Annotated in this window: 13 protein-coding genes and 1 tRNA gene; 9 read left to right on the top strand and 5 right to left on the bottom strand. The window is 43.0% G+C overall.

Annotated features, from left to right (window positions below; translation table 11 throughout):
- The first annotated feature begins 63 nt into the window (after positions 1–63).
- The 5 genes from CHRO_RS02805 to CHRO_RS02820 all read left to right on the top strand — a co-directional run bounded on the left by CHRO_RS02805 (position 64) and on the right by CHRO_RS02820 (position 5,645).
- Positions 64–1,026 carry a glycosyltransferase family 2 protein gene (locus tag CHRO_RS02805; protein ID WP_015152663.1) on the top strand — a complete coding sequence of 321 codons (963 nt, stop codon included), beginning with the start codon at positions 64–66 and terminating at the stop codon, positions 1,024–1,026.
- A complete protein-coding gene (locus CHRO_RS30205) occupies positions 1,013–1,180 on the top strand; it encodes a hypothetical protein (RefSeq protein ID WP_219336066.1) in 168 nt (55 codons plus the stop codon). Before CHRO_RS02805 ends, CHRO_RS30205 begins: the two co-directional genes overlap by 14 nt.
- Positions 1,149–2,804, top strand: a complete 1,656-nt coding sequence (locus tag CHRO_RS02810) for a hypothetical protein (RefSeq protein WP_015152664.1) — start codon at positions 1,149–1,151, stop codon at positions 2,802–2,804. The genes CHRO_RS30205 and CHRO_RS02810 overlap by 32 nt, the downstream gene beginning before the upstream one ends.
- A gap of 178 nt (positions 2,805–2,982) precedes the next feature.
- A complete protein-coding gene (locus CHRO_RS02815) occupies positions 2,983–3,933 on the top strand; it encodes a lysylphosphatidylglycerol synthase transmembrane domain-containing protein (RefSeq protein WP_015152665.1) in 951 nt (316 codons plus the stop codon).
- Between the two features lie 113 nt (positions 3,934–4,046).
- On the top strand, positions 4,047–5,645 hold the full coding sequence (locus CHRO_RS02820) for an iron uptake porin (protein ID WP_181824262.1): 1,599 nt from the start codon (positions 4,047–4,049) through the stop codon (positions 5,643–5,645).
- Between the two features lie 136 nt (positions 5,646–5,781).
- On the opposite strand, the gene CHRO_RS02825 is transcribed toward CHRO_RS02820, so the two are convergent.
- Entirely contained in the window at positions 5,782–6,504 is a 723-nt protein-coding gene (locus CHRO_RS02825) for a DUF4336 domain-containing protein (protein ID WP_015152667.1), read from the bottom strand.
- Between the two features lie 142 nt (positions 6,505–6,646).
- Between CHRO_RS02825 and CHRO_RS02830 the strand changes: the two genes are divergently transcribed.
- Positions 6,647–7,285, top strand: coding sequence for a TetR/AcrR family transcriptional regulator (locus CHRO_RS02830; RefSeq protein ID WP_015152668.1), 639 nt, complete (start codon positions 6,647–6,649; stop codon positions 7,283–7,285).
- A gap of 263 nt (positions 7,286–7,548) precedes the next feature.
- On the opposite strand, the gene CHRO_RS02835 is transcribed toward CHRO_RS02830, so the two are convergent.
- Together CHRO_RS02835 and CHRO_RS02840 are read right to left on the bottom strand one after the other, a co-directional pair.
- Complete coding sequence (locus tag CHRO_RS02835) at positions 7,549–9,990, bottom strand: PhoX family protein (protein ID WP_015152669.1); 2,442 nt, start codon at positions 9,988–9,990, stop codon at positions 7,549–7,551.
- A 590-nt stretch (positions 9,991–10,580) separates the two neighbouring features.
- Entirely contained in the window at positions 10,581–11,072 is a 492-nt protein-coding gene (locus tag CHRO_RS02840; RefSeq protein ID WP_015152670.1) for a hypothetical protein, read from the bottom strand.
- Between the two features lie 226 nt (positions 11,073–11,298).
- Between CHRO_RS02840 and CHRO_RS02845 the strand changes: the two genes are divergently transcribed.
- The gene (locus CHRO_RS02845; RefSeq protein ID WP_041462335.1) at positions 11,299–11,739 is read left to right on the top strand and encodes a secondary thiamine-phosphate synthase enzyme YjbQ; all 441 of its coding nucleotides are present in this window, start codon (positions 11,299–11,301) and stop codon (positions 11,737–11,739) included.
- 36 nt (positions 11,740–11,775) lie between these two features.
- On the opposite strand, the gene CHRO_RS02850 is transcribed toward CHRO_RS02845, so the two are convergent.
- Entirely contained in the window at positions 11,776–12,888 is a 1,113-nt protein-coding gene (locus tag CHRO_RS02850) for an AI-2E family transporter (protein ID WP_015152672.1), read from the bottom strand.
- Between the two features lie 187 nt (positions 12,889–13,075).
- Here CHRO_RS02850 and CHRO_RS02855 point away from each other — a divergent pair, with 187 nt between their 5' ends.
- Positions 13,076–13,363: a YggT family protein gene (locus tag CHRO_RS02855; protein ID WP_015152673.1), complete on the top strand. Its 288-nt coding sequence runs from the start codon at positions 13,076–13,078 to the stop codon at positions 13,361–13,363.
- Positions 13,364–13,403: 40 nt separating this feature from the next.
- Here CHRO_RS02855 and accC read toward each other — a convergent pair whose 3' ends face one another.
- The gene (gene accC / locus CHRO_RS02860) at positions 13,404–14,753 is read right to left on the bottom strand and encodes an acetyl-CoA carboxylase biotin carboxylase subunit (RefSeq protein ID WP_015152674.1); all 1,350 of its coding nucleotides are present in this window, start codon (positions 14,751–14,753) and stop codon (positions 13,404–13,406) included.
- 159 nt (positions 14,754–14,912) lie between these two features.
- Here accC and CHRO_RS02865 point away from each other — a divergent pair.
- A tRNA-Leu gene (locus CHRO_RS02865) sits at positions 14,913–14,993 on the top strand.
- The last annotated feature ends 63 nt before the right edge of the window (positions 14,994–15,056 follow it).

Consider the following 15,056-nt stretch of genomic DNA (forward strand, 5'->3'; position numbering starts at 1 on the left):
GCCACTCACGAATAACAAATGACAAATAACTAAAAAGCTTATGAATTTTGTATATATTACCGTATGACCAAGCTAATTATTCAAATTCCTTGTTATAACGAAGCAGAAACTTTAGGAACTACTCTCTCAGCTTTGCCGCGGGAAATACCTGAAATTAGCTGTGTAGAATGGTTAATAATTGATGATGGCAGTACGGATAAAACACTTGCAGTTGCTAAAGAGTTTGGGGTCGATCGCATTGTCAGATTGAACCACAATCAAGGACTCGCAAAAGCATTTATGGCAGGGATAGAAGCCTGTCTAATCGCAGGAGCAGATATTATTGTTAATACTGATGCAGATAATCAATATTGTGCTGATGATATTCCTAAATTAATTGCTCCTATTTTATTAGGTAGAGCAGAAATTGTTATTGGCACGCGACCAATTCATAAAATTAAACACTTTTCCCCAACCAAAAAGTTTTTACAAAAATTAGGAAGTTGGGTGGTACGCCTTGCTAGTAACACGGACATTCCCGACGCACCCAGTGGTTTTCGGGCAATTAGTCGAGAAGCAGCAATGCAATTAAATGTATTTAACGAATATACTTATACGCTAGAAACGATCATTCAAGCTGGACAAAAAGGTATTCCGATTACTGCCGTTCCGATTAGAACAAATAAATATCTCAGACCTTCGCGTTTAGTTAAAAATATTCCAACTTACATTCAGCGATCGCTCTTTACAATTTTACGCATTTTCATGACATATCAGCCCCTAAAATTCTTCACAATTTTAGGCAGCATTCCTTTTAGTTTGGGTACATTGCTGGGGATTCGATGGCTGATATTTTTTCTGGATGGCACAACTCGTACTCGTATCCCTAGCTTGATTTTAGCAGCAATTTTAATTATTACTGGCGTACAATTGTGGCTTTTTGGCTTAGTTGCCGATCTCTTAGCAGTCAACCGCAAAGTATTAGAAGAAATTCAATTACGACTACGACGGGCGGATATTGAAGGGAGCAGGAGTGAAGAGAGCTGAGGGGACAAGGGGGACAAGGGGGACAAGGGGGACAAGGGGGACAAGGGGGACAAGGGGGCGAAGGGGGACAAGGGGGACAAGGGGGACAAGGGGGACAAGGGAGAAGAAACTACCAATTACCAATGACCAATTACCAATTACCAGTGTCAAATAAAAACCTGTTTGCTAAAGAAGCGATCGCTCAAATTCCTAAAATTCTAACCCTAATGGATCGTAATGTTCACAGCCCTACTTATGGATGTTGCGATCGCAATTTTTGGCATTACAAAATTATTGATTTTCCGAGCGGGATGGCACAAGAATTTGTCTTACCTCTCGCTTTAGCGTACGATACAGATTTACCAAATAACCCTTTTTATCGCCAAAGGATCGTTCCTCAGTGGGTAGAAGCAGGAATTTTATATGCTGCTCGTAGCGCTCATAAAGATGGTTCCTGTGACGATTATTTTCCCTACGAACGAGCTGCTGGTGCAGCGGCTTTTTCTCTACTTGCCTGTATTGATAGCTACACCCTATTAAAACTCAATAATCCTATCGCTCTGCAATTTTTTACTAAACGTGCTAATTGGTTGGCAAAACATCATGAAAGTGGTAGACTTACCAATCACCAAGCCTTGATTGTTTTGTGTTTTGAATTACTTTCAAACTTATTACAAACCTCTCAATGGGATCGAGCAAAAGTTCAGCGTTTAGAACGAGTTTTAGCTTGGCAAAGTAGCGAAGGCTGGTTTCAAGAATATGAAGGTTGCGATCCTGGTTATCATACTTTAACTATTTCTTGTTTAGCGCGAATTTATCAACTTAAACCCGATATTCGCATCAAAGAGGCATTAATCAAAGCGATTGAATTAGCTGCTCAGTTTGTCCATCCTGATGGTTCATACGGGGGAGAATATACTAGTCGTAATACATACAATTACTTCCCTCATGGTTTTGAATTAGTTGGGCAATGGTTTCCAGATGCTTTAAGAATTAATGATGCTTTTTTGGTTGGATTAGCCAACGGTTTAGCACCTTGTTATAGTGACGACCATATTATCGGACATCATACTTGGAATTACTTGTTGGCTTGGCGCGATTTTGTGCCTCAACGTCCTTTATCTCAATCTCGTCCTACAGGTAGAATTTGGCTATCCGAAGCGAGAATTTTAATAGATCGACTCCCTAGTACGGGCGCACAGCCGTGCGCCCCTAACAACTCTCCAACGTACGAACTCTACTTAGCACTTAATAAAGGAGGCACGTTTAAACTATTTCGTAACAACCAGTTGATAGCTTCAGATACGCAGTTTTCACTTGTGGTTAAGGAAGGTAAAAAAATTAAGAATGCGGTTGGACATTTAGTAGGAAATTATGCGATCGCTCTAGAACAAAACAAAATTACCATTCAAGGACAGTTGGGATGGGCAAAACAAAAACAAATGACACCAGCCAACTTAATGATATTACGCATAGTTATGCTGGGCTTCGGACGATTTTTTCCTAATTTGATTCGGAAGCTGTTACAAAAAGTGTTGATTGTTGGCAAGAAAGACGCACCATTCTGGTTTCAACGTCAACTGTTTTGGGAAAATGGTAAATTACAGATAATTGACGAACTAAAAGCTCAGAATTGGGAAAACGTTGTAGCTGCTGATATTGGCTGCGATCGCACTTCAATTTATGTTGTGATGAGTCGAACTTTTCAAATTGGTCAGTTGCAACCTGAATGGATTTTGACTGAAGAAGTCAAACAACTCGCCCCAGGTGAATCGCTAAAATTAGAACGGTATTTTTAAAATTTATTTTTGATATATCGTCTCTACAAGAACAGGAGTTACGCACTTGAAATCTGAGATCTCGATCCCCCCTAGTTCCCTCCTTCTAAAAAGGGGGAACTCAAAGCCCCCTTTTTAAGGGGGTTGGGGGATCGACTGCGTAAGTTTTGAGGAAATTGGAGATTTTTTAGTTCTAGATATGAAACGAATAATTTCTATTGTAGTTAGCTTAATAATTTTAGTAATTATTTATTGGAAAATCGATTTTACTAATCTCATCGAAATATTTCAAAACTCAAACATTTACTGGATGATAGTCAGTCTATGTATGGTTGTACCCATAACAACTATTACAGCATGGCGATTGCAGCAACTAGCTCCTAAACAAGCTCAATTAAGCTTTGGAGAAGCAAATAAATTAATTTTAGCTGCTAGCGTGCTGAATATGGTCTTACCTTCAAAGATGGGCGATATTGCTAAAGCTTATTTTATGCGGCAGCAAGGGCATTTGACTGGTTCTTTGTCTTTATCTTTAGTTGTTTTTGAGAAAACTTGCGATTTACTATCATTATTATTATGGTGTGTTTTGGGTTTAATTCTTTATCCTTATAAAAATTGGTTATTTTGGCTAATGACAGTAAGTGTGGGATTAGGTCTAACCCTTGGCTTACTCTTACTCAGTTCTCATAAATTCGCTCAAATATTTTTCGTCTTAAGTAAAGCGATCTCCACCAAAAAACTGAAAATTAAAATTCAAAAATTGCAATTTTCTTGGGAGGAAATGCATCATTACTTTTGGCGCGATCGCGCCAATTTGTTAAAAATAGCCTTAACTTCTATTTTTATTTGGTTTTTACACCTATTACAGATTTGGTTCTTCATTCTGGCTCTCAAAGCCTGGACACCATTTTTAGCTAATCTCGCTCTCTCTCCATTAGCGATTTTAGCAGGATTATTACCACTGACGTTTGCTGGTGTTGGCACTCGTGATGCTGCATTAATTGCATTCTACCAACCATATTTTAATGCTTCTACGGCAGCTGCTTTAGGTTTACTTTGCACATCTCGCTACTTGTTACCTGCGATTGGAGGTTTACCTTTTTTGGGACAATATTTAACGACTGTACGCAACCTTTCTCAAGAGAAGTAAAAATGAGATTTTTCTCATCTTAAATTCACAAGTTTGTTACTTTTATAGAGTAGTCTTGCACCTGTGAAGAAAATTCATGTATATTCTATTGAGTGTTTCTAGTCGCAGGGATTGTGTTACAGATTATTAGCAATAATATTCGTACAAGCATATTTGTATTTGGTGCAACGCTGGCACTAACAAATAGCGTATTTGCCAGCGAATTGAAGCAAGAAAACACAGATTTAGAGCGAGCAAATAACTTATCTTCTAGTTTTAAGGAGAGCGCACCTTACGAAGCTAACAGTCTCGAGCGGATAACGCCTGTTTCCCAACTCGACAATATTAGCGCTCGCGATTGGCAGTGGCAAACATTAAAATCTCTCAGCCAACGCTATAATACAACAATTGATTTTAATGGCGATCGCAGCTTCACACGTTATGAATTTGCCTCTACTTTAGATGCTGTTTTAACTGAGATCTCAAAACTAATTGCTACAGGTGACGCTGAACGAGTGAGTCAAGCAGACATCACCAAATTGCAAAGATTGCAAACAGAATTTGCTGCTGAATTAGCTAATCTACAAACAAGACGAGTAGAAGGATTAGAAAGTCAAACTCAACAGCTTGAAGCACAACAATTTTCTACAACTACAACTCTTTCAGGTCAAGTTATATTTGCCGTCAGCAGTGCTTTTGGTGACGAAAAAGCCGATGGTAGTAGTGAAAAAGTAGATAGCAATTTGGTTTTGAGCGATCGCGTGCGACTGACTTTTAATACTAGTTTCATGGGGGAAGATCGTCTGAGGGTGCGCATACAAGCGAATAACTTCCCCGGAGTTGAAGATGCGACTGGGACAACAATGGCGCGATTGGGATTTGAAGGGGATAGCGAGAATCAGTTTGAGTTAACTCGCATCGAGTACCGCTTTCCGGTTGGCGAACAAACTACAGTTTATGCTGGGGTCTTCGGTAGCGGAATAGATGACTTTGCCGATACAGTCAATTCTTTCCTCGATAGTAGCAGTCGGGGGGCAATATCTCGCTTTGGCAGACGCAATCCGATATACAGACAAGGTTCGGGTACGGGAGTAGGTGTTGAATACGATTTGACTGAGGAGATTTCTCTGCAACTGGGTTATGTCGCTGAAGATGCTAACGAACCGGAATCTGGAATTGGTGGTAGTGCTTACGGCGCGATCGCGCAATTGTATTTTGAGTATAGCGATCGATTTGAGTTAGGTTTAACTTACATACATTCTTACAACCAGCTAGATACAGGTACGGGAAGCGAACTAGCCAACGATCCTTTTGATGAAAACAGCGATGCTATCCGAGCAAATTCTTATGGTGTTGCTACAACTTGGCAGATTAATCCTAAATTTGCGATCGGTGGATGGATGGGTTTGACAAATGCGACAGCCGCAGATTTACCAGGTAATCCAACCGCAGAAATTTTTAACTATGCTATCACCCTTGCCTTTCCTGACTTAGGGAAAGAAGGTAGCTTAGGTGGAATTGTTATCGGTCAACCACCAAAGGTTACTAACAGCGATCTCAGCACAGATTTTCAAGACCGCAATACAGCTTGGCATTTTGAAGCATTCTACCGCTTTAAATTCAGCGAACAAATTTCAATGACTCCAGGTTTCTTAGTTATTATCAATCCCGAACACGATAACAATAACGATACTTTATATGTTGGGACAATTCGTACTACTTTTGAATTCTAATTAAGAGTTCTAATTTAGACTACCGAACTACGAACGAGCTAGAGCAATCCAAATTGATTTGTAAACGTTTCCCGTGTAGAGACGTTACATGTAACGTCTCTACACGGGCAATCGATTTCACGATTATCTAAGAGCGCTATATCTGTAGATTTGTTATAGATAAAAACTTCTCATATCCTGCTTGTAATCGACATTTACCGTCACGTTCAATAATACTACCATGAGCCATAATGACTCGATGAAAATCCCAGCAGAGAACTTTTTGAATTGACTGTTTTACCTTTTCTTTATCACGAGAAGCAAGTTTTTCTAATCTGGTTGGTTCTAAGGAGCGATCGCCTCCTATAATTCTGAAAACTAATTGTGTTTGCCAAGGAAAACTAGCATCGACATGAAATGCTGTATCTGTCAATACCAAAGTTTGGCTTTCTCGATGCCAAAATACAATTTCATTTAATATTCCCGAATTGTCGATACCTATAGTTTGAAATCCCGCAAATAAAAGATATTCAACTTCATTCAAATCGCCGATTTTACCACATTCGCTAAGGATGCGATCGCTCTTTATATCTGGTCTTTTCAAGTCTAAACCTGGAGCAATCCAAATCTCGGCATTAGGATAAATCGACTTGAAGTTGTTGAGAAAAAGATGATGATAGCAATTTGGCGCGATAATTGTGGTGACGTGACCCAGTGCGTTAATTTGCTGAATAGTTGTTTCATCAACATCAATGGGAGAAATAATTATAAGTTCGCCATTGTCAAGGCGAATTACTGTCATTCTCGTTCCCACTTCTAGACCTAAAAACTTAAGTTGCCGTTCGCCAACCCAGATATTTCGATCGATTTCTCTCAGCATAAGGTTAGGGTGTGGGGTTTACTGAATGCCATAATTAGCGATCGCCCTTCTAAACGTGAGGAATCCTCATATTTGCATAATCTGAGAAATCCTCACGTTTGTCAAGAGAGACAGATAAACCCGACCGTACGATTATCGATCCATGACTTCCAGGCATTTACCGCAACAATCCCGTAGCAGAAAAAGATTTGAGCAAATTCTGCAAGCCGCCGCCGCAGTGTTTGCCGAAGTTGGCTATGAAGCAGCTTCTACGGAGGCGATCGCACAACGGGCAAATACTTCTATTGGCTCGCTTTATCGCTTTTTTCCAGATAAATCTGCGGTTTTATACGCCTTGGCAGAGAGATATGCCGAGCAAATGCGGGATTTATTTGTCACTAAGTTCAATTCCTCAACAGTAGATCGACCTCTGGCTCAGGTGGTCAGCGATACAGTCGAAGCGTTTGATGATTTTTTCACGACCGTACCAGGGGCGCAAGCAATTATGTTGCGATCGCGAGTTTCTCCTGAGTTACAGGCGGTGAATCAACGTGCCGATCGCGAAATTGTGGCACATTTAGAAGCTTTTTTTGCCTTGCGACAACCGCAGATGGAACCAGAGCAACGCCAGCTAGCGGCTTTAGTCAGCGTAGAAATTACTGGAGCGTTACAGCTATTATCCCTTGCCCAAACAGAACGGTTACGACAGCAGATCGTGACTGAAACCAAACACATTTTAATTCGCTATCTTCAACCGCTTTTTCCCGATTGCGATCCGACAAATGAGAAAGTTGGGAGCTAATACTAAGGCGATCGCATAACCCAGATAAGCGCGATCGTCCTAATGCTAAATACTCCCATGTAGGATTATCATGAAGTCATTTGCAAGATAACTTAAGGAAACTTATCTGAGTGAATAAATGAAGAAATTTTTTATAATTTAGCAACAAAAAAGTAGGGTCAGTATTACCCACCCTACTAATAGCCAGTCACTGGTTACAAGTCGTAAGTCGTAAGTTGAAATTAACTGGTCACTGATAACTGATAACTAATAACTGATAACTGTTAAACAAAGCGATCGCCTTTACCACCTTTACGGCGAATGCCGATTACGGAAGGACGGGGTGGTCCATAAAGATCTCCAGCTAAATTGCTGGGCCAATTACTACCGCGTGGGACAGTTCTGTTTTGCGTAAACAGAGTTCCATCTAAATTCAGCATTTCAATGTCGCGATTGAGACTTTGAGGTGGATTGAAAGGAACGTTCTCCCCAGGGTGCTGCACGCAGATAATTAAGGTATCGCTGACAAAGGTAGGTCCTGTCATTTCGCAGCGCGGCGGACCGTAGGCAAAGGGTACGATCTGCCCTGCATTCTCACCATCTAGAGGAATGTAGAACAGCCAGTTATTACCGAAAACTCCAATTAAATCGGATGTTTGAATGTTGAGATCGGAGGACGCACCTTCTACCACAGCTCCAACTACTGTATGGTCGATGTTGAGTGGTTTTGCTGCTGCTCCTTCACCAAAACCGTTGTGAGAGCCAGTAGACATATCCGTGACACCCCAAACGTTATTTTGGCTGTCGAAAGCAAGGTTATCCACGTTAGCAAAACCGTCTCCTGGCTCGGCTCCTGCTTCCCCACCTTTGGCTAAGCGTTCCCAACGGAAAGTTAGACCTGTATTATCGGAACTGTTTTCAGTAATCTTAAACAGTTCTCCTGAAGGCTGTCCGGCGTTGACATCTTTGCTGTACTTAGAGACAACAAATATCCGAGAATCTGGATAACCATCGCTACCTGGCGCACCATCGGTATAAGCGATGAAGACTTCCCTTGAATTGCGAGGATTAATTTCCAAATCTTCAGGACGAGCGGTAGGAGTACCACCAATCAAGTTAGCAGCTAAAAAGGCATCAACTAACACCGCGCCTTGACTGGTATAGAAATCTGAGAGTTTCTTACCTTGGTAGTCCTTTAAAGCCGTAGCTTCATTCTCAGTGGTGATGTTGTACTTACCACCGTCTTTTGTTTGTGCGGCAATGCCGTTGCGTCGCGGTAGTGGTAGCAGTGCGTCGCGCGTCGCTTCACCCAAGGCTTGAATTTCCACCGAGCCAAGTGTGGAAGGGGAAATGGGATTGGTACTCGCACCAATCTCTAACGGTAGCCATTCACCCGTACCGTCAGGATTGTAACGAGCAGTGTAGAGCGTACCCGTCTCGAATAGTTCGCTATTTTTCTTGTCTTCAGGGGATTTGACCTTCCCTGCACTGACAAATTTATAGGTGTGTCCGCCACGGCGATCGTCACCCATATAGGCAACGAGTTTTTTGCCAGACTCCGCCACCATAGTGATATTCTCATGACGGAAGCGACCGAGAGCAGTATGTTTGCGCGATCGCCATTTGGGATCGGCGGGATCGATTTCGACCATCCAGCCGTATTTTTCCCCTACCATCCCGAATTCAGCTCCAGTCGTGCCTTCGGTGTATTCTGTCTGCGTACCGTTAGGTAGAACTGCTTCTGTAACTCCGACGAAGAACGCTTCACTAGCTTGGAAGTTCTCCTCTGCGGACACGATCGTTCCCCAGGGAGTCGTACCACCAGAACAGTTGTGTCCCGTACCGATGATTTTGCTCCCCAATCCATCGGTGTTGATGGCTTCAAACACGTCCTTAGCAGCCGTACCCGTACCGATGAGGTAGTTGAGATCGCCTTTCTGGTAGCTTTTTTCACCCCAGGATGTGACTTCTTTGTAAGCATCAGTGCGATCGCTATTGATTCCCAAGCCTGACAGGGTGTGGATGCGGCGATTTTTCGGGTCTTTGACAACGCTGTAACGTCTGTCATCACCTTGGCGAATTCTGACAATCGAGCCACCCATGTTGTAGAGAAACTCACCTAGCAGGGTGCGGTTTTTCTCGCTGATATTGATTCCTAAATAAGGGAAAGATTCGGAAAACCCTGCCAAATCTTCTGGGGTTTCAGGCGCGAGAAGAGAAATGGGGTAGGAGACGTATTCGTGGTTCACCCACAAGTAGCCGTCTTTAACAGCAATGCCGTCGTAGTGGATGCCATTACCAATGTCGTTTTCTTTTCCCCTAACTTTGGTTCCGTTAATTGGCACGAAGCCAGTGTAGTCGCAGTTGTAACCAAAATAATCGTCTGGGTTGGGGAAGACGCGATCGCCCCAGCCAACAATGACGTACCGCTCGTATTCTGGTGGTACGATGACATCATCGTAGACGGTATATTTCGTCAATCTCGCATCTGTCGATGGTTGTAAAACTTGCCCTTTTTCACTGCCTGCTGGTAGGTAACTAGGCAGTTGTTGATAAATGGGTAACGGATGGGGCAATCGTACAGGGGTGAACGATAAAGCCTCAGCTGCTTGGGCAGCGTTAGAACCAGCACCAAACAGTTTATTCTCTAGCACGGGTGAGAAAGCAGCAGCACCAACACCCGCACCGAAGAAAACTAACAGCTGCCTCCGAGTAATTCTAGACATGAAACTCCCTCTTGATTCGGAATCGCCAGATCCTCAAGTTTGAAAACGTCTGTATTGCAATTATTAGTAGAGAGTGCAGAGTGCTATTAGCTCTTGGTTCCTTCAGGTTTCAACGCGATAACTATGCTCGCGCCTTTTCTATTAGCTTATGTATTTTTAATTACAAACATATCAAACAAAAGCTTGGATTGAGCTGTAACCAAAAGACGCGCTCTCGCTTTTTCTCTACTACTAATTATTAAGACAGGGACTTATTTTCAAACAAATATTGTTGCCTCTGTTACGATAATCCCGCAACATTAAGGTGAGTTAATCGCCTGGTTAATACTGAGTCATTTTTTTACATTAGGTTGCTATAGTTAACTTTATATAGAACACAATAAGCAAATATATCTAGTCATCAATTTGCAAAATTTAGTTTGCTTGCTGAAAGCTATTTTCTCAATTCAGCTAGTAGTTTAAATGCGAGCCTATCGGATATACTTTGTTGTTTAAACAATTTTCTCCGCGTCACCTCTGCGATCGCAACAATAGATCGGTGTGTATAAAAAAATCAAAATTTGCAGAATTACGTACATTTCTCATTTCAATTAGTCATCGCGATAGGCGGGATCGTCTTCTTTTAACCTACGCGCAGTATTTACATTCGCAGGAGTACGCTGACTATCGGTTGCAGTTCCATTTGGCGATGAGGAAAAGCCTAACAAAAGTGCGGAGTTGCTGAAGTATCTCGTCCAGTGACTCAACACGGGTTGCGATCGCCAATCGACTCGCGAGACTTGAGTATGGAGTAAAGGGACTTGTTGCCCATTGCGATCGCCTACTACCGTTACAGTGATTTCTGTAACTTTGGGTTTTCGCTCGAACTCTTGCTGAATTAACTTGCTAGTCTGTGACTCAGCTTGCTGCATCAAACGAGCAAAAGAAGGCATTCCCTCAGAACTGAGGACGAGATTTAAAGATTTAGGTTGCGCTCTAGCTGGGGTAGAATACCAGCAGCTTACACACATTGTTGCGACTAAAATTGTTTTTACTGAAGCGATCGCTTTAAATAATCGAAGTTGTTGAAAAACACTCATCATCTTGACTAAATGCTTAATTTCTGCATAGCTACGAGGAGGGAAGGAGAAATGCAGACTGTTCCTAAGTTTAGCGATCGCGCTTTAATAAGTCAGTAAGTCCGGGTTAACTTTCAGTTATTAGTTATCAGTGACTCGTGGCTAGTGGCTGGTGACTAGAAAAGAATTCAGCCACCAGCCATTCACTCATGACCAACTACCAATTACCCATTACCATTTACCGACTACCGTGCCGATCATTAATAAATTCATTGAAATCGAAACCACTCAAGGAATTAATATTCACAATATTACACCAGCAATTGAGAAGATAGTATCCGCCACAGGAATTAGTAATGGACAAGTTTTAGTCTTTTCTCGTCATACTACGACCGCATTAGCGATTAATGAAGACGAAGAAAGATTACTAGAAGATATCAAAGTTTTTTTAAGCAAATTAGTACCCGAATCAGAACGCTACTTGCATAACGACTTGCACTTAAGAAAAAATATCCCGGAAGACGAGCCGATAAATGCTCACTCGCACTTAATGGCGATGATGCTTAATAATAACGAAATTATTCCCATAGTCGATGGAAAACTTGGATTAGGAACCTATCAATCAGTTTTATTTTTTGAATTAGACGGCGCTCGAAAAAGAACAATTCTGTGTCAAATTTGGGGCGAATGATAAAAGTAGGGTGGGTATTGTCCACCTTAATATAAATCAAAAACTGAGATTGTCTTTCCCTTCAGTAGAAGCCGCATCCTCATGCGTGATGGTAATTTTAGCCGCTACAGTAGAACGCCGCAGGTTACGAATTGCATCAATAGTATTTTTAATCGTACCAGCCAGGGGAACAGCTACAATTGCACCCAAAAAACCACCCATTTCAGCGCCAGTCAAGATGGCAATAAAGATCCAAATTGGGTTGAGTCCCGTAAAATTGCCCATCAATCTAGGTGCTAGCACGTTATCTTTAATTTGTTGCAACACAATTGCCGCCAAAGCAACTTGCAACCCCAGCAACCAATTTTGCACCATGACTAACAGCGTGACTGTACCAATGCCCAAGCTAGCGCCAATAAATGGGATGAGTTCAGCTACACCAATTAAAAGGGCAAACAATAGAGCAAATGGCACGTTGAGAACTACGAAAATTGGGGTTAAAGCGGCAAACATGAATAACCCCAGTAATAGTTGAGTCAGAAAGAAATTTTGAAAATTGAGTCGCAAGGAAGCACTAAACGGAAGTCCAATCTCTGGTGGTAGGAAGCTAATGAGACCGCGCCAGAGGCGATCGCCGTAGAGCAGCATGTAAAATGCCAGTACCACCACTAAAATTGTCTCGATTAACCACGACAGCGTCCCGAGGGCAACTCCAAACGCCTGTTCTGGTATAGATGGCAAGCGTCTTTCAATCGTATCGTTAACGCGATTGCTAAAACCGCTCAGATCGAGAGGTAACTTTCTTACCCGCGCCCAGCTATCTAGTCTTCCCAACTGTGTTTGAATTGTATTTAACCAATCGGGAATTCTTTGAATCAATTCGATCGTTTGGTCGTAGACCAATGGTACTAGAGTTAGACCGATCGCCACCAACAAGACTAAACTCAAAAATAGAACGACGATGACTGCCTGAGAGCGGCTAAAGCCAACTCGCTCGAAAAACCGGACTGGGTAATTGAGTAGAAAAGCCAAAATAGCCGCGATCGTCAATACGGCGATCGTATGCTGAAAATATTGAAAAGCTTGACTCAATAACCAAATATTCAGAGCAATAACAGGACCGCTCAAACCGTAAATCGCTAAACGCTGCCAAGAGGCTGAACGGCGCATTTCTCACACCACCCACAATAGTTGCTCCACCACTAATCCTCGATTTTAGTGGCAAAATCTATTTAAGTGACAGGGTAAAGTTGTAAGTCGTAAGTCGTAAGTCGTAAGTCGTAAGTTAGACATCTAAATTTGCTTCTTACCTCTTGCCAACTACCAATTACCCATTACCAATTACCAATGACCATATATGACAACTGCTGCGATCGCAAATTTGGTGCTGGGGATCTTTCTCGGCTTAATGATTCTGCTATTTATCTTCCGCATCGTGCTGACTTGGTTTCCCCAAATAGACCTTAAGCGTTTTCCATACAACTTAATTGCCATGCCAACAGATCCCTTGTTAGTACCGATGCGAAAACTTGTACCACCCATAGGCGGTGTGGATATTACCCCCATCATCTGGGTCGGAATTTTTAGCCTGTTGCGAGAAATTCTGCTCGGTCAGCAAGGACTGCTGATGATGCTGATGCATTGAAATTTTATGTAGAGACGTTACATGTAACGTCTCTACCGATCTATTTCTTCAACATCACCTGCTCGACAAAATTGGTGTAAACCTCTGCCTTGAGAAACTCTGGAGTATCTAAAATCCGTTGGTGAAAGCCGATAGTCGTCGGTACGCCTGTGAGGGCGAATTCCCGCAAGGCGCGTCGCATTCGCCTAATTGCAGTCGGACGGTCTGGTCCCCAGACGATCAGCTTACCAATCAGAGAATCGTAGTAAGGCGGGATGCGATAATCGGTGTAAACGTGAGAATCCATCCTGACTCCTGGTCCTCCAGGAGCGAGATAGCCACTGATCCGTCCTGGTGCGGGACGAAAATCTCGGTCTGGATCTTCAGCATTAATCCGACATTCAATCGCGTGTCCCCGCAACTTTACCTGCTCTTGGGTGAATTGCAGGCTTTCCCCTTGGGCAACGCGGATTTGTTCGGCAATTAAGTCAAGTCCTGTAATCATTTCCGTGACGGGATGCTCGACTTGAATCCGCGTATTCATTTCCATGAAGTAAAATTCTCCAGTTTGCGACAGGAGAAACTCTACCGTCCCCGCACCGATGTAATTAATCGACTTTGCAGCCATTACCGCGGCTGTTCCCATTTTCTCCCGTAATTCGGGGGTTAAGGCAGGGCTGGGAGCTTCTTCCAATAGCTTTTGGTGGCGGCGCTGGATCGAACAGTCCCGTTCGCCCAAGTGGACGACATTGCCGTAGCTATCTGCTAAGATTTGAAACTCAATATGGCGCGGGCGATCGACAAATTTCTCGACATACAGACCAGGGTTGCCAAAGGCGGCTTCTGCTTCTCCTTGAGCCGCTAAAAATAATCGCCCTAAATCTTCATCGCTGCGAACCAGACGCATTCCCCTGCCACCACCGCCAGCAGTGGCTTTAATCATGACTGGGTAGCCAATTTGACGCGCGATCTCCCGCGCTTCTTTTTCGTCTCTGACTAACCCATCACTCCCAGGGATGGTAGGGACTCCCGCCGCGATCATCGTTTCCTTCGCTGTGGATTTATCGCCCATAGCTCGAATTGCTTCTGGGGTTGGTCCAATAAAGGCAAGCTGGTGGTCGGCACAAATTTCCGCAAATTTCGCATTTTCCGCTAAAAAGCCATAACCAGGATGGATGGCAGTCGCGTTGCGCGTCAGAGCTGCGGCAATAATACTAGGGACGTTGAGATAACTTTTGCTACTGGGAGCTTCGCCAATACACACCGCTTCATCAGCTAATTGGACGTGGAGCGCGTCGCGGTCTACGGTTGAGTGTACCGCGATCGTCGCAATTCCCATTTCTTCACAAGTACGGAGAATTCTCAGGGCGATTTCCCCTCGGTTAGCAATCAGAATTTTGTCAAAGCGCATCTTCCAGCAAAGGATGTCGGTATCATCAGCATAGGGGTTGGCAGAATTCGTAATTCGTAATTCGTAATTCGTAATTATTTTGGCACGAGCGATCGCCTCTTTTTTGTTCAACTTTGCTGGTCTTGCTCCACAAGTATGCTAAATTATATATCTGCAAGCGCGGATGTGGCGGAATTGGTATACGCGCACGTTTGAGGGGCGTGTGGCTTTGCCTTGCGAGTTCGAGTCTCGCCATCCGCATTTTTTCAGGGAGCAGGGACGAGCTGGGAGTAGGGAGCAGTGAAGAGTAGTTAGTGTTAAATC

This window comes from Chroococcidiopsis thermalis PCC 7203, from assembly GCF_000317125.1.
Classification (GTDB): Bacteria; Cyanobacteriota; Cyanobacteriia; order Cyanobacteriales; family Chroococcidiopsidaceae; genus Chroococcidiopsis; species Chroococcidiopsis thermalis.

Bases quoted from the DNA above. Each gene is read 5' to 3' on its own strand.
- CHRO_RS02805 (WP_015152663.1), top strand. From the start codon at position 64: ATGACCAAGCTAATTATTCAAATTCCTTGTTATAACGAAGCAGAAACT.
- CHRO_RS02810 (WP_015152664.1), top strand. From the start codon at position 1,149: ATGACCAATTACCAATTACCAGTGTCAAATAAAAACCTGTTTGCTAAA.
- CHRO_RS02815 (WP_015152665.1), top strand. From the start codon at position 2,983: ATGAAACGAATAATTTCTATTGTAGTTAGCTTAATAATTTTAGTAATT.
- CHRO_RS02825 (WP_015152667.1), bottom strand. From the start codon at position 6,504: ATGCTGAGAGAAATCGATCGAAATATCTGGGTTGGCGAACGGCAACTT.
- CHRO_RS02830 (WP_015152668.1), top strand. From the start codon at position 6,647: ATGACTTCCAGGCATTTACCGCAACAATCCCGTAGCAGAAAAAGATTT.
- CHRO_RS02835 (WP_015152669.1), bottom strand. From the start codon at position 9,990: ATGTCTAGAATTACTCGGAGGCAGCTGTTAGTTTTCTTCGGTGCGGGT.
- CHRO_RS02840 (WP_015152670.1), bottom strand. From the start codon at position 11,072: ATGATGAGTGTTTTTCAACAACTTCGATTATTTAAAGCGATCGCTTCA.
- CHRO_RS02850 (WP_015152672.1), bottom strand. From the start codon at position 12,888: ATGCGCCGTTCAGCCTCTTGGCAGCGTTTAGCGATTTACGGTTTGAGC.
- CHRO_RS02855 (WP_015152673.1), top strand. From the start codon at position 13,076: ATGACAACTGCTGCGATCGCAAATTTGGTGCTGGGGATCTTTCTCGGC.
- accC (WP_015152674.1), bottom strand. From the start codon at position 14,753: ATGCGCTTTGACAAAATTCTGATTGCTAACCGAGGGGAAATCGCCCTG.